Here is a 13,414-nt window from a genome sequence, read left to right as displayed (position 1 = left end):
CATAGAATTTGGCTAAAAACATACGACTTTAGGATTAGCCGGATGTCATCACTCAATTATCTGAAAAACCTCAACAATAAAATAAATGACTAAAATTCAATTACTTATGAAATGTTAGATAAAAACACCATGCGCTAATTCGCTACTTAGCCTCCTCCAAAAGGAAAATTTTGACGCAGATCAACAGAAAGTAAAAAAGCGCCCGAGGGCGCTTTTAGGATTAGATATAACTGTATTTGTTGGTCGCTACGAGTTTTCAACTTCGGCGACAGTTTCAACCTTTGATGCAGCTTCGTCGGCTGCCGGCGCAGTTACAGCTTCAACCGCTGGTTGTGCCACTGGCTCAGCTGCAGCTCCGCTCGCCTGCACCTTCAAGCTCGACACCAAATCTTCGAGGCTCTTGATGTGAGCATCACTTTTTGACACCTGTTCGGTCAGCAACTCAGTCTGCTTATTGGTATCCACAAGCTGTTGTGCCTGCTGTTGGTTTTCCGTTTCTAGTTTCGCTAACTTCGCCGTTAAAGCTTCAATTTCTTGCGTAAGCTCTGAAGTTAAATCTGAACTCTTTAGCTTTTTAATGCTAGCAACAATCTTTTCTGACTGAAGACGTAGTCCAACATCGCGATAATCTTGCTCATTGACCGCTTTAGAGATGTTAAGTAACTGATTTTCTGCGTTCAATACCGCTTGCTCAAACTTATCATCTTTAATGCTTGCAAGCAGTTTTACTTCATGAGCAACACTACGTACGTGGTTAAGCTCAAATTCTGCGGCTGCAATTGCATCTTGGATGATCGACTTTTCACGCGGAGTTGCCTTAACCTTGCTTTCTGCGAGTTCAATTTGTGAAGTCGCTTTAGCAAAAGTCAGTGGCACCACTTCATGGAAATCTTCATCTTCAAGCAGCTCTAACTTCTCTTTTAGTGGAACAATATATTTCTTATGAGCCACTTTCACTTCAAGTACGCGAGCATTATTCAAGAACTCAACTTGCGCTTCTTGAGCATCTTCCAACTCATCCACTAGCACATAGTTAAATAGCTCTTTGTACTCTGAGTACAGACGTTTGTAGTTTGACTTAAACATCGTATCTGCACCCAATAGCTTCAAGTAATCCATTTGTGCAATAGAGTCAGCTAGTACTTGGTCTGCTTTATCTTTTAGCACCAGAATCGCTTCGTAGTTTGATTTCACCGTTTCTATTTTCTCATCAAACGCCTGAGCGTATGTCTGGCTTGAGAAGATAGAGTAGCTATCGGTAATCAATGTCTGGTCTTTTGCAATATCCGCGTAAATCTCTTGCGCGTCTGACCACGCACCCAATAACTCTTTGTAGTTTTCAGGTGCATACAGTGCGTATTGTGAGTGCGCTTCTAGCTTAGTTTCCCATTCTGTGTAGGTTGTTTGAATTGAATCAAACGAACGTACTTCACTGGACGCTTGAACATCCTTATTCGTTGCTTGGCTCGTACCACTTTGATCTGCTGGTGTACTTTGACACCCAGCAACACCCAATAGCATACCCACCACTAAAGCTATCTTCTTGGCTCTCACTGACCTTTTCCTTTTTATATAATTCGCACCATCTCGGTGTCATTAGATTTTTGTCAGTCCAATATATTACAAGCGTCTCAAAATGAACATCACCCATTGCCCAAATGAATATAATTCAGCCAATTTAATTAGAGACACCAAGCTATTCGTTGATTAAACACCCAATTTGGTATCAGTTATCAATTCTCTTGATTTCCTATTGCCTGCATTATCATTGCGCACTATTGTGAAAACAGAAGACATTAAAATTAATAGGTCAATTATGAAGTACACCACTGAACACATTGCAGATTTAAACCTTCTTCTTCAGTTTGATGTAAGCAGCGCCGCGACCGGCATTAAGGTGCATCAAGAAGCTTCTTCTGAAATGAAAGAAGCGGTACAACGTTTGTTCGACAAGGGCCTTTGTACTCAACCAGATGGCGGTTACCTCACTGACGAAGGTATTGAAACCGCAGAGCGTGCCGACAAACTATTACGCATTTTAAAATAAGTTCACATTTCCAGATTCAGACTCCATTAGCTTCGGCAATGGAGTTTTTTCGTTTATGGACTTTTCATTTTTTTACAAAGGTTTGTTAGGCTTAAAGGAAATATTTTGACTTCCTGTAAGGTCAAATCACCAATCAATATCGCGAATACCAATTACAGTAAGTAAGTGAGGAAATTATGGCATCTATATTAGTCCTAGGAGCTGGTTGGGTTGGCGCACCTTTAGCGGACCATTTAGCCCGCCACGGACACAGCGTTGTCGCAACGAAAACAAGCTCGCAAGGTGTGGAAGAACTTAAACAACAACAAATACACGGATTGGAATTTTGTTTTAGTGAAAATGCAGACACCGTTTCTCAACTCTATTCACTGTTACTTGAGAACAACATTGAAATCGTGATTGGCAGCTTCCCACCTGGATTTAGAAAAGGCTCAGGGATAGCTTACGCACAGCAATGGCAGCAGTTAGTAGAAGCAAGCCAAAAAGCGAATATCAAGAAACTGATTATGGTGAGCTCTACTACTGTGTATCCAGAAAAGCCAGGAACCATTGATGAGAGTGACGCATCGCTAGCGATCGCAAATACATCGTCAGCTTATCCGTTTTCTGACAACGCCAAGATCATGCTTACAGCTGAGCAATCTGTTATCGACTCTGGCATTGATTACACTGTGCTGCGTTTTAGTGGACTGATTGGTCCTAATCGCCACCCTTCTCGTTTTGCAAGCAAGCTAAAACAAGTGAGCTCTCAAGCACCAGCCAATATGCTGCACCTAGATGACGCGATTCGCGGCGTTGATTTCGCCATCACGCAACTCCACAACCAAGTTGTCAATGTCACAACACCTAACACGGTGAGCAAAGCTGAATTCTATGCCGCTGCACTAAAGAGCGCGAACAGCAAAGAATCCCTTCCGCCAATTGTCGATACGCCAGATAAACGAGTCTCTTCAGAAAAGATTATTAGCTTAGGTTTCTCATTCAAATATAACTCTACCTTGGATGCCCTCGATGACTAAATTACACCGAGCTATTGACACTCTGTGGGATTATATGAGAGTCGGCGATACACCAGCACCCTCAGATTGTATCTTTGTTTTGTGTAGCAACGACACTCGTGTGGCTGAATACGCTGCTCAACTGTACAAGCAAGGGATCGCTCCCTACATCGTTTTTTCTGGTGGCGTTGGGCGATTTACAGAAGGTCAATTCAGTCGCAGCGAAGCCGAGACATTTGCCGCAATAGCCCGTGACTGTAGTGTTCCCGATTCAGCAATTGTTCTCGAGACACAAGCAAGTAATACCGGTGAAAATGTACGTTTTACCTATGACTTGCTGAAAAATAGAGGTGATATCCCTCAGCGACTGACCCTAGTTCAAAAACCATTTATGGAGAAGCGAACCTACGCCACCTTCAAACAACAGTGGCCGGATAAAGACGCACAGATTACGGTTACTTCTCAATGGCAACACTGGGTTGATTACTACAATGAAGAGTTGCCCTTGGAGATGGTGTTAAGTGCATTAATTGCCGATTTCGAGCGTATCAAAGAATATCCAAGATTAGGGTTCCAGATTGCCCTTCCCGTCCCAGAAGATGTGGAATCAGCCTATCAACAGATTAAGAGTATTGGACTTGAAGCTTAAAACGTTGGGTTCAAGGTCTAAGTAGACATTCTAAATACGTTATAGGATGAATTCCTTCGGATATAAAAAACGGTGGCTTTCGATAGCCACCGTTTTTATTTGTTCAACCGGGATTATTTGCCCAATGCTTCTTTGTAGTGCAGTCGACATACAGAGACATATTTATCGTTGCCACCAATCGCAACCTGATCCCCTTCTGCAATCGCCACACCATGTTCGTCGGTACGAATCACCATGTTCGCTTTGCGGCCACAGTGACAAATGGTTTTAAGCTCAACCAATTTATCTGCCCACGACAATAAGTATTTGCTACCTTCAAATAGTTCACCAAGGAAGTCGGTTCTTAAACCATAACACAGCACAGGAATGTTCAGCTTATCGACTACTTCAGTTAGTTGATAAACCTGCTCTTTCGATAGGAACTGACACTCGTCAATTAGAACACAGTGGCGCTTTTCCTCTTCGTTCAATGCAGCAATAGCTTGAAATAGGTTCGTATCCGCTTTGAACAACTGTGCTTCCGATTGAAGACCGATACGTGAACTTACTTTACCAACGCCGTAGCGATCATCTAACGCCGCAGTAAAGATTACGGGAGTCATCCCACGCTCTTGGTAATTAAAAGAAGACTGTAAGAGCGTTGTTGATTTACCCGCGTTCATCGCAGAGTAATAAAAATACATCTGAGCCACAGAAATATTCCTGTTAAATATAAATTGAGTATAAAAATAAGGGTGAAACTAGAATTTATGCTAGAAAAAAGGGCTGAAAATCAGCCCTTTTTATAAGATTACTTACGACGCCAAGTTGTGCCTTCAGGGCCGTCTTCTAAGATAATACCTAGCTCATTCAGCTTATCACGAGCAAGGTCGGCATTAGCCCAATCTTTAGAAGCGCGAGAATCGTTACGCAGTTTGATCAGCGCTTCGATTTCAGCGACTTCATCGTCATCGCCCGCACCACCTTGAAGGAAAGCTTCAGGCTCTTGGTGAAGAATACCAATAACATCAGCCAGTTCACGCATTAGAGCACCAAGCTCGCTTGCTTTCTCAAGGCTTTCTGTCTTCAAGCGGTTCACTTCACGCGCCATATCAAACAGCACAGAGTAAGCTTCTGGTGTGTTGAAGTCGTCATTCATCGCTGCGGTAAAACGTGAAACGTACTCTTCGCCACCAGCTGGTGCAACAGTTAGGTCAAGACCACGCAGAGACGTGTATAGACGCTCAAGTGCAGAACGTGCTTGGTTCAGGTTATCTTCACTGTAGTTTAGCTGGCTACGGTAGTGACCAGACATTAGGAAGTAACGAACCGTTTCTGCATCGTAGTGACCTAGTACGTCGCGAATCGTAAAGAAGTTACCTAGAGATTTAGACATCTTCTCTTTGTCGACCATTACCATTCCACTGTGCATCCATGTGTTTACATAGTCTGTACCATGTGCACAACAAGATTGCGCAATTTCGTTCTCATGGTGTGGGAACTGAAGGTCAGAACCGCCACCGTGAATGTCAAAGTGGTTGCCTAGGATTGAAGAGTTCATTGCTGAACACTCAATGTGCCAACCTGGACGGCCTGGACCCCATGGAGATTCCCATGTTGGTTCGCCCGGCTTAGACATCTTCCAAAGAACAAAGTCTAGTGGGCTGCGTTTTGCTGACTCAACATCAACACGAGCACCCGCTTGCAGCTGATCAAGGTCTTGCTTAGAAAGCTTGCCGTATTCGTCAAACTTCTTAACCTCAAACATTACGTCGCCGTTGCTTGCTACGTACGCGAAACCACGAGCAATCAAGGTTTCAACCAGCTCGATGATTTCAGTGATGAATTCTGTCGCGCGAGGCTCAACATCTGGACGCTTCATGTTTAGCGCATCAAAGTCTGCGTGCATTTCGCCGATGAGACGTTCTGTTAGCGAGTCACAAGATTCGCCATTTTCGTTTGCACGCTTGATGATTTTGTCATCGATGTCTGTGATGTTACGAACAAATGTTAGGTCATAGCCAAGGTAACGTAAGTAACGAGACACAACGTCAAAAGAGACGAAGGTACGGCCATGACCGATGTGACAGAGATCGTAAATGGTTACCCCACAGACATACATGCCGACTTTGCCAGCTGTAATTGGTTTGAATTCCTCTTTCTGTCTTGTGAGTGTGTTATATATCTTCAACATGATCTCTATCTATATTGTGGATGAATCGAAATGAGACTCGCAGTATAACAAGTCATTAGTTATTAGGTAATACCTTTCACCGCCAAATCGGCTAAACTCCTTGTTATCTATTGACGATTTCGTATTTTGAAACTCAATCAAACTAGGCTAGAATCGCCTTTCATATTAAAAAAGACAGTAAGGTAACAATCATGATCATCCTTCACACAAATTTTGGTGATATCAAAGTTCAACTAAACGAAGAAAAAGCACCAGAAACAAGCGCAAACTTCCTACAGTATTGCCGTGACGGTTTCTACGACAACACACTATTCCACCGTGTTATCGATGGTTTCATGATTCAAGGCGGCGGCATGACTTCTGGCCTTAAAGAAAAAGCAACTCGCGCGACTATCAAAAACGAAGCAAACAACGGCCTAAGCAACAAAGTAGGCACGCTAGCAATGGCTCGTACGATGGAACCGCACTCTGCAAGCTCTCAGTTCTTCATCAACGTTAACGACAACAAATTCCTAGATTTCCGTAGCGAAAGCCTAGACGGTTGGGGTTACTGTGTATTCGCTGAAGTAGTTGAAGGCATGGACGTAGTAAACCAAATTAAAGGTGTTAGCACTGGCTCTATGGGTATGCACCAAGACGTACCACTAGAAGAAGTGATCATCACTGGTACAACAATCGAAGCTTAATCTAGCCTTCGATTCGTATTCACCATTGATACATCAATAATTAGGACAAGGGAGCACTCGCTCCCTTTTTTTAAAACTGTATGAAAACATATTTTATCTCAGACCTGCACCTCACCCCTTCTCGACCAGACATTACCGAGTGCTTTTTTACATTCATGAAGAATGAAGCCGTCGAAGCCGATGCACTCTATGTATTAGGTGATCTTTTTGAGTTTTGGATTGGAGATGATGACACTAGCGACTTTGCAAAATCGATTCGCCAGGCATTTATCGACTTAGTTGCTCAAGGCGTTCCTTGCTACTTTACCCAAGGTAATCGCGATTTCTTGGTCGGCAATCGATTCGCCAAGCAAACGGGTGTAAAACTTCTCGACGAAGTGGAAGTGATCGACATCTATGGGCAGAAGGCGGTGGTTCTTCACGGCGATACACTTTGCACCGAGGATGTTAAGTACCTAGCATTCAGGGAAAAGGTCCACCAGCCATGGCTACAATGGGTATTCAATCGAATTCCTTTCTTCATTAAGAAGAAGATTGTTTCCAAAGTGCAATCTGATATTAAAGACGACAAACAGACAAAGTCACTCGACATCATGGATGTCACCCAATCTGAAGTCGAGAAAGTGATGAAAGATAATCAGGCCGATCTGATGATTCACGGTCACACTCATCGACCAAATGTACATCGTTTTACCAATGCCGAAAATCAAGAACAAACTCGAGTAGTGCTTGGTGATTGGTATACTCAAGGTTCTGTTTTGGTCGTGACACCAGACGGATTTGAGCTGCAATCGAGAAAGTTTAGCAACCGATTTCATAACTAAATCCGCCGTTTCATACGGATTATTATGATGCGTCAGACTTTCTATGATTGTATATGGTAATTTCCTCAGAATTAGCTATCATCAGTCTATTAAAACTAAACCGAACGCAATACTAAGTGAAATATTCATACGTAGCACGCCAGCCAATACTTGATATTGATAAAAAAACCTTAGGTTACGAGTTACTTTTTAGAGACGGTCCTAAGAATACGTTTCCAGAAGTCGAACCTGAGCTTGCTACCAGTCGCTTACTGTCAGACCATTTCTTGTCTACTCACTACAATACGTTAGGAGACAAGCTCGGTTTTGTTAATTTCCCATATGCCAGCTTAATTAACCTTGTACCAACGCTTTTCCCGAAAGAGAGCTTGGTCGTTGAGATACTTGAAGACTGTGAACCGACTGATGAGCTGCTAGAGGCTATCAAAACCATTTACGACGCGGGCTACACCATCGCTCTGGATGACTTTGTACCAAGTAAAGCTTGGAAACGCTTCCTCCCTTACGTCTCGATCATCAAGTTTGATATCCGACTTGTGCCGATCGCAAAGGCTTCAATGTTCATGAGCACGATGCGTGATCTCGACATTAAATTCCTCGCTGAAAAAGTCGAAACACACGAAGAGTATGAGCAAGCAAAAGCGGCTGGTTTTAGTTACTTCCAAGGCTATTTTTTTAGCAAGCCTGAAATGATTCAAACACGCGCGTTGAACCCTGCATTTTTGACCACGATTCAATTGTGCAAAGAGATCGCCAACGAGCCGATTGACTTCAATGAGGTCGAGCGACTGATCACCTTGGATGTGACCTTATCTTATAAGTTATTGACCTACGTAAACTCTGCCGGCGGTGCGACCACGACCATTCGTTCCTTCCGACAAGCACTAGTGTATTTAGGTGAGCAAAAACTGCGTAAGTTCGTCTCATTAGTCGCGATTGCATCAGCTAAAGAAGATAAGCCTGATTCCCTATACGGCCTAGCCGTAATTCGAGCTCGACAATGCGAGCTGCTGATTGAAAAGATGCGCGTTAAAGAAGAACCCGGACAAGCCTTCCTAACAGGTATGTTCTCGCTTCTAGACTCCCTACTTGATCAGCCGCTACAAGAAGTACTGAACGCAGTCCCAATCGACGAAGAGATCAAGCAGGCCTTAGTAAACCGCAAAGGCGTGCTTGGCGCGGTACTCGCAATGGTTGTTGCCTATGAACAAGCTCGCTGGGATGAAGCAACACGTATCCGAAACCTATTGAAGCTAACCGAAGCTCAATTAGGTCAAACCTATGACGAAGCAACCAACTGGGCACAAGAGCTACTCTCGCCAGTAACGACATAAGTGTGTATCACCACACCTTGAGTTTTGTTAGACTTGCGACAATGTTCATTCAGACAACATTAATGGCCTCCTAATTGAGGCCATTTTTATAGGATAAGATAAATGTCTCAATGCCCTTGCGGTAGCAAACAGAGCTACGCTATGTGCTGTGAAGTTGCGCATAAAGACCATCATAACGTTACAACTCCAGAACAGCTGATGCGTTCGCGATACAGCGCTCATGTACTCGGCCTAGTGGATTATGTAGTGAATACCTATCACCCTAGCTGCAATGCTGAGGCGCAGCGTGAAGGTATTGCCGAATCTATTGACAGCGATTGGGCAGGACTTGAAGTAGTCAATGTGCAACCTGGAACTAATATCGATGAAGGTTTCGTTGAGTTCAAAGCCTATTTCAATGAAGAAGGCGCGCAGTATTGCATGCAAGAACGCTCGCGCTTCGTACGAGAAAATGGCCTTTGGTTCTATATCGATGGTGAGTTTCCAGAACAGAGCCAACCTGAGCCGGCGATCGACCCTCGCCTCAACCAAACCGTAGAAAGCTTTAAGATCGGTCGTAATGATCCGTGTATCTGTGGAAGTGGTAAGAAGTACAAGAAGTGCTGTGGCTAACTCGTACGTATAGGAAGTCAGATTAGAAGAAGAGATTCCTGATGTCGCTTAGGCTCCTCGGAATGACGAGGCCTAAAGGAGAGAGATGCACAGGATAGAACGCTAAAAAAGCCCCATAAACATAGTTGCTTATGGGGCTTTGTACTATCTTTTATGGGGTTCAATAGATCTAAAAAGAGCTTACTTGTGGCGCTCTTTTAGCTTATTCACCACATCGTTCATTGATAGACCTTGGTCTTGCAATAGAACCATTAGGTGATAGATCAAGTCTGCTGATTCACAGACTAGCTCCGCCTTATCGCCCGACGTCGCCGCAAGCGCGACTTCAACGCCTTCTTCGCCCACTTTTTGCGAAATACGCTTGGTGCCACGGGCATATAGGCTGGCAGTGTAAGAAGAGTCAGGGTCTGCGTCCTTGCGGGCAGCCAGTAGCTGCTCAAGTTGATGAAGCCACACCATCTGTGTCTCTTCTTGCGGATCCACATCCCAGCAGGTGGTGTTCCCAAGGTGACAAGTTGGACCGATTGGGTTCACTTTTACCAGCAGGGTATCGTTGTCACAATCCAATGACATGTTCACCAGTTGCAGAACATTGCCTGACGTCTCGCCTTTAGTCCACAGACGCTCTTTAGTGCGTGAGAAGAAGGTAACTTGACCCGTTTCACCCGTTTTAGCCAGGGCGTCTTGGTTCATGTAGCCCATCATTAGTACTTGGCTTGACTGAAAATCTTGCACGATTGCAGGAACGAGACCGTCCACCTTATCCCAATTGATACGTTCAGCCAGCGTATTTACTTCTGTCGCTGCGAAACTCATAGACGCACCTCTACACCTTGTTGTTTTAGATATTGCTTCAGTTCACCAATATTGATGACTTGTTTATGGAATACAGAAGCTGCAAGCGCTCCATCCACGTTTGTTTTGTTGTACGCTTCTGCAAAGTGCTCCATTGCCCCTGCGCCGCCAGACGCAATCAGCGGTACCTTACACACTTCACGAACCATATTAAGCTGCTCTAAGTCGTAGCCATTGCGCACACCATCTTGGTTCATCATATTAAGTACGATTTCACCTGCGCCACGCTTCTGCACTTCCTGAACCCAATCTTTGGTTTCCCATTGAGTGGCCTTAGTACGTGCTTCGTCGCCGGTGAATTGATAAACCTGGTACTTACCCGTCTCTTTGTCGTAGTAAGAGTCGATGCCCACAACGATACATTGAACACCAAACTTATCCGCTAAATCAGTGATGAGTTGTGGGTTAGCCAATGCTGGAGAGTTAATCGATACTTTGTCTGCGCCAAACTCAAGAATACGTGCTGCATCTTCAGCCGATTTAATACCACCAGCAACACAGAAGGGAATATCAATCACTTCTGCAACACGCTTTACCCAACTTTTATCGACGACTCGGCCATCACTCGATGCGGTGATATCGTAAAAAACCAGTTCATCTGCGCCCTCTTCCGCATAACGCTGTGCTAGAGGAACAATGTCACCAATGATCTCGTGGTTACGGAACTGAACGCCTTTTACTACTTGTCCATCACGAACGTCTAAACAAGGGATTATTCGCTTTGCCAGCATGCAAACGCCTCCTCTGCGGTGAACTTGCCATCAAGAAGTGCGCGGCCAACAATGACGCCGGCTACTCCACTGCCTTTAAGAGCTTCGATATCAGCTAGACTGCCAATACCACCTGATGATTGGAACTGAACCTGTGGATACTGCTTACAAAGATCAACGTAAAGTTCTACGTTTGATCCTTCTAACGTACCGTCACGTGAGATGTCAGTACACAGAACGTGTTTTAGGCCGACCGTCAGGTAGTCTTCAATCAGTGCTTCAATCGTCACACCTGAATCTTCTTGCCAACCTGAAATCGCTACTTTACGAGTACCGTTTTCATCAATGTTGATATCCAAAGCAAGTACGATTTTTTCGGCACCATACTTTTCCATCCAGCCTTTAACAAGTTCAGGCTGTTTCACTGCAGTTGAGCCAACAACAACGCGTTGAGCACCAGCTTCCAGTAGATCGACAACGTCTTGCTCATTGCGAACACCACCGCCAATCTGGATGTTGGCCGGTGTGCTAGCCAGCAACTTAGCAATCAGGTCAAGTTGGCGCGCTGTTGTGTCTTTAGCGCCGGTAAGATCAACAAGGTGGAGCCAGTTAGCACCCGCTTGGTGATACAGATTGAACTGTTCAGCTGGGTCAACTTTGTATTCTGTTACTTGGCCGTAGTCGCCTTGGAATAAGCGAACAACTTGGCCTTCGATTAAATCTAATGCGGGAATAATCATTTACATTCCTTTTATGGCAGTGTTAGCCACTGCCTAATCCTTTATTACAATTCCAAGAAATTCTGAATCAGTTTAGAGCCTGCTTTAGAAGAACGCTCTGGGTGGAACTGAACACCGTAGTAGTTACCGCTTTGAACCGCTGCGGTAAATGGATTTCCATATTCACACTGTGCGATAGTGTAATCACCAACCGGCATTGCAAAACTGTGTACGAAGTAGAAGTACTCACCCTCTTCGATATCTTTAAACAGTGGGTGTTCCGGTGTTGATTTCACGGTATTCCAACCCATGTGAGGAAGCGGCAAATCACCAGTATCCATTAGCCGAACTTCACCGTCACATAGACCCAAACACTCGACTAGCTCATCGGCTTTTTGGCCTTTCTCTTGCGAAAGTTTACCTAGCAGCTGCATGCCCAAACAGATACCAAGCAGTGGCTTTTCAACCTGTTTAACCAGTGAAATCAGGTCACGCTCAGCAAGGTTTTTCATCGCTTCACTTGCGGTGCCCACGCCCGGTAAAAACAGTTTATCTGCCGCCAGAACGACAGCAGGGTCTTTCGAGATCTCAACGGCATAACCAAGGCGTTCAATGGCAAACTTTACCGACGAAACATTGGCACAGCCCGTATCGATGATGACGACTTTCTGCTCTTTCATGCTCATTCCTTACAGTACACCTTTGCTACTTGGTAACTCGTTGCCTTCAACTTTAATAGCTTGGCGTAGAGTACGACCGAATGCTTTAAACAAACTCTCGATGATGTGGTGATCGTTATCACCTGCTGAAGATAGGTGCAGCGTACACGCTAACGTGTCGGTTAGTGAGCGGAAAAAGTGAACCACCATCTCAGTAGAAAGATCGCCTACTTGCTCACGGCTGAACTTCGCATCGAACTTTAGGTACGGGCGACCAGATAGGTCTAACGCACACTGTGCCAGACACTCATCCATTGGCAGGCTAAAGCCAAATCGACCAATGCCACGCTTGTCACCCAGCGCATCTTTTAGTGCTTGGCCAAGAGCAAGTGCTGTGTCTTCTACCGTGTGGTGATCATCAATGTGCAGGTCACCTTTCACCGACAGATTCATTTGGAAGCCGCCGTGTGTCGCGATTTGATCCAGCATGTGGTCGAAGAAACCCATCCCTGTATCAATCTTATTACCACCTGTTTCATCAAGATTTACAGCTACCTTGATGTCCGTCTCTTTGGTAGTACGAACCACTTCTGCAACGCGGGCTTTTACAGTTAAATCTTTTAGGATTTGCGGCCAGTTCATCATGCCTTCTGCATTTGGATCTGGGTTGTACTGAATGCCACGAATAGCCATGTTCTCGGCCAACTGCAGGTCAGTAACACGGTCGCCAATCACAACAGAATTCTGGAAATCGACTTTACCCGCTTGCAGGTACTCTTTCACCAAACCAAGTTTTGGTTTGCGGCAAGAGCAGTTGTCTTCGTCAAAGTGAGGACAAATCAGTACATCGTCAAACTTCACACCTTGAGATTCGAAAAACTCCATCATCATGTTGTGTGGCGCATCGAAATCTTCTTGAGGGTAGCTATCCGTGCCAAGCCCATCTTGGTTAGTAACCATCACTAGACGATAACCAGCATCTTGCAGCGCAAGCAAACTAGGAATCACTAACGGCTCAAACTTAAGCTTATCTAGGCGGTCAACTTGAAAATCGACAGGCGGCTCAACGATCAGAGTACCGTCACGGTCAATAAATAGAATTTTCTGTTGTTTACTCACTGGAACTTCCTTTTAATTTTAAATCTTGT

At 44.6% G+C, this 13,414-nt stretch carries 15 protein-coding genes; 7 read left to right on the top strand and 8 right to left on the bottom strand.

Going from position 1 to position 13,414, the window contains the following annotated elements; genetic code table 11:
• Positions 1-246 precede the first annotated feature (246 nt).
• Complete coding sequence (locus VFDL14_RS07490) at positions 247-1,554, bottom strand: hypothetical protein (protein ID WP_032552116.1); 1,308 nt, start codon at positions 1,552-1,554, stop codon at positions 247-249.
• A 262-nt stretch (positions 1,555-1,816) separates the two neighbouring features.
• Between VFDL14_RS07490 and VFDL14_RS07495 the strand changes: the two genes are divergently transcribed.
• The 3 genes from VFDL14_RS07495 to VFDL14_RS07505 all read left to right on the top strand — a co-directional run bounded on the left by VFDL14_RS07495 (position 1,817) and on the right by VFDL14_RS07505 (position 3,694).
• Positions 1,817-2,047 (top strand): TIGR02647 family protein, encoded by a 231-nt coding sequence (locus tag VFDL14_RS07495; protein WP_032552115.1) that lies wholly within the window; start codon positions 1,817-1,819, stop codon positions 2,045-2,047.
• Positions 2,048-2,223: 176 nt separating this feature from the next.
• Positions 2,224-3,066: an NAD-dependent epimerase/dehydratase family protein gene (locus VFDL14_RS07500; RefSeq protein WP_032552114.1), complete on the top strand. Its 843-nt coding sequence runs from the start codon at positions 2,224-2,226 to the stop codon at positions 3,064-3,066.
• Between the two features lie 34 nt (positions 3,067-3,100).
• On the top strand, positions 3,101-3,694 hold the full coding sequence (locus VFDL14_RS07505; RefSeq protein ID WP_235201742.1) for a YdcF family protein: 594 nt from the start codon (positions 3,101-3,103) through the stop codon (positions 3,692-3,694).
• A 113-nt stretch (positions 3,695-3,807) separates the two neighbouring features.
• On the opposite strand, the gene VFDL14_RS07510 is transcribed toward VFDL14_RS07505, so the two are convergent.
• Together VFDL14_RS07510 and cysS are read right to left on the bottom strand one after the other, a co-directional pair.
• Positions 3,808-4,386 carry a thymidine kinase gene (locus VFDL14_RS07510; protein WP_032552112.1) on the bottom strand — a complete coding sequence of 193 codons (579 nt, stop codon included), beginning with the start codon at positions 4,384-4,386 and terminating at the stop codon, positions 3,808-3,810.
• A 98-nt stretch (positions 4,387-4,484) separates the two neighbouring features.
• The gene (gene cysS, locus VFDL14_RS07515; RefSeq protein ID WP_032552111.1) at positions 4,485-5,867 is read right to left on the bottom strand and encodes a cysteine--tRNA ligase; all 1,383 of its coding nucleotides are present in this window, start codon (positions 5,865-5,867) and stop codon (positions 4,485-4,487) included.
• 191 nt (positions 5,868-6,058) lie between these two features.
• On the opposite strand from cysS, the gene VFDL14_RS07520 reads away from it, so the two are divergent.
• The 4 genes from VFDL14_RS07520 (at position 6,059) to VFDL14_RS07535 (ending at position 9,323) form a co-directional block, all read left to right on the top strand.
• The gene (locus VFDL14_RS07520) at positions 6,059-6,553 is read left to right on the top strand and encodes a peptidylprolyl isomerase (RefSeq protein WP_032552110.1); all 495 of its coding nucleotides are present in this window, start codon (positions 6,059-6,061) and stop codon (positions 6,551-6,553) included.
• 80 nt (positions 6,554-6,633) lie between these two features.
• Positions 6,634-7,377, top strand: coding sequence for a UDP-2,3-diacylglucosamine diphosphatase (gene lpxH / locus VFDL14_RS07525; RefSeq protein WP_032552109.1), 744 nt, complete (start codon positions 6,634-6,636; stop codon positions 7,375-7,377).
• A 116-nt stretch (positions 7,378-7,493) separates the two neighbouring features.
• Positions 7,494-8,711, top strand: coding sequence for an EAL and HDOD domain-containing protein (locus VFDL14_RS07530; RefSeq protein WP_032552108.1), 1,218 nt, complete (start codon positions 7,494-7,496; stop codon positions 8,709-8,711).
• A gap of 102 nt (positions 8,712-8,813) precedes the next feature.
• Positions 8,814-9,323, top strand: a complete 510-nt coding sequence (locus tag VFDL14_RS07535; protein WP_032552107.1) for a YchJ family protein — start codon at positions 8,814-8,816, stop codon at positions 9,321-9,323.
• 180 nt (positions 9,324-9,503) lie between these two features.
• Here the strand turns inward: VFDL14_RS07535 and hisIE are convergent, their stop codons facing one another.
• Genes hisIE through hisB form a run of 5 tightly spaced genes read right to left on the bottom strand, consistent with a single transcriptional unit; the run spans position 9,504 to position 13,385 of the window.
• Positions 9,504-10,139: a bifunctional phosphoribosyl-AMP cyclohydrolase/phosphoribosyl-ATP diphosphatase HisIE gene (gene hisIE / locus VFDL14_RS07540; protein WP_032552106.1), complete on the bottom strand. Its 636-nt coding sequence runs from the start codon at positions 10,137-10,139 to the stop codon at positions 9,504-9,506.
• The gene (hisF, locus tag VFDL14_RS07545; RefSeq protein ID WP_032552105.1) at positions 10,136-10,909 is read right to left on the bottom strand and encodes an imidazole glycerol phosphate synthase subunit HisF; all 774 of its coding nucleotides are present in this window, start codon (positions 10,907-10,909) and stop codon (positions 10,136-10,138) included. The genes hisIE and hisF overlap by 4 nt, the downstream gene beginning before the upstream one ends.
• Positions 10,891-11,628 (bottom strand): 1-(5-phosphoribosyl)-5-[(5-phosphoribosylamino)methylideneamino]imidazole-4-carboxamide isomerase, encoded by a 738-nt coding sequence (gene hisA, locus VFDL14_RS07550; RefSeq protein WP_032552104.1) that lies wholly within the window; start codon positions 11,626-11,628, stop codon positions 10,891-10,893. The genes hisF and hisA overlap by 19 nt, the downstream gene beginning before the upstream one ends.
• Before the next feature lie 44 nt (positions 11,629-11,672).
• A complete protein-coding gene (gene hisH, locus VFDL14_RS07555; protein ID WP_032552103.1) occupies positions 11,673-12,287 on the bottom strand; it encodes an imidazole glycerol phosphate synthase subunit HisH in 615 nt (204 codons plus the stop codon).
• Between the two features lie 9 nt (positions 12,288-12,296).
• Positions 12,297-13,385 carry a bifunctional histidinol-phosphatase/imidazoleglycerol-phosphate dehydratase HisB gene (hisB, locus tag VFDL14_RS07560; protein WP_032552102.1) on the bottom strand — a complete coding sequence of 363 codons (1,089 nt, stop codon included), beginning with the start codon at positions 13,383-13,385 and terminating at the stop codon, positions 12,297-12,299.
• Positions 13,386-13,414: the final 29 nt, after the last annotated feature.

Origin of the sequence: Vibrio fortis (genome assembly GCF_000695685.1) — a bacterium.
In the GTDB taxonomy this organism is placed as follows: domain Bacteria; phylum Pseudomonadota; class Gammaproteobacteria; order Enterobacterales; family Vibrionaceae; genus Vibrio; species Vibrio fortis_A.
Note: the sequence above shows the minus strand (reverse complement) of the source record. Positions and strands in the feature narration are given on the sequence as shown.

Bases quoted from the DNA above. Each gene is read 5' to 3' on its own strand.
- VFDL14_RS07520 (WP_032552110.1), top strand. From the start codon at position 6,059: ATGATCATCCTTCACACAAATTTTGGTGATATCAAAGTTCAACTAAAC.
- cysS (WP_032552111.1), bottom strand. From the start codon at position 5,867: ATGTTGAAGATATATAACACACTCACAAGACAGAAAGAGGAATTCAAA.
- hisH (WP_032552103.1), bottom strand. From the start codon at position 12,287: ATGAAAGAGCAGAAAGTCGTCATCATCGATACGGGCTGTGCCAATGTT.
- VFDL14_RS07500 (WP_032552114.1), top strand. From the start codon at position 2,224: ATGGCATCTATATTAGTCCTAGGAGCTGGTTGGGTTGGCGCACCTTTA.
- hisA (WP_032552104.1), bottom strand. From the start codon at position 11,628: ATGATTATTCCCGCATTAGATTTAATCGAAGGCCAAGTTGTTCGCTTA.
- VFDL14_RS07535 (WP_032552107.1), top strand. From the start codon at position 8,814: ATGTCTCAATGCCCTTGCGGTAGCAAACAGAGCTACGCTATGTGCTGT.
- hisF (WP_032552105.1), bottom strand. From the start codon at position 10,909: ATGCTGGCAAAGCGAATAATCCCTTGTTTAGACGTTCGTGATGGACAA.
- VFDL14_RS07495 (WP_032552115.1), top strand. From the start codon at position 1,817: ATGAAGTACACCACTGAACACATTGCAGATTTAAACCTTCTTCTTCAG.
- VFDL14_RS07505 (WP_235201742.1), top strand. From the start codon at position 3,101: ATGAGAGTCGGCGATACACCAGCACCCTCAGATTGTATCTTTGTTTTG.
- lpxH (WP_032552109.1), top strand. From the start codon at position 6,634: ATGAAAACATATTTTATCTCAGACCTGCACCTCACCCCTTCTCGACCA.
- hisIE (WP_032552106.1), bottom strand. From the start codon at position 10,139: ATGAGTTTCGCAGCGACAGAAGTAAATACGCTGGCTGAACGTATCAAT.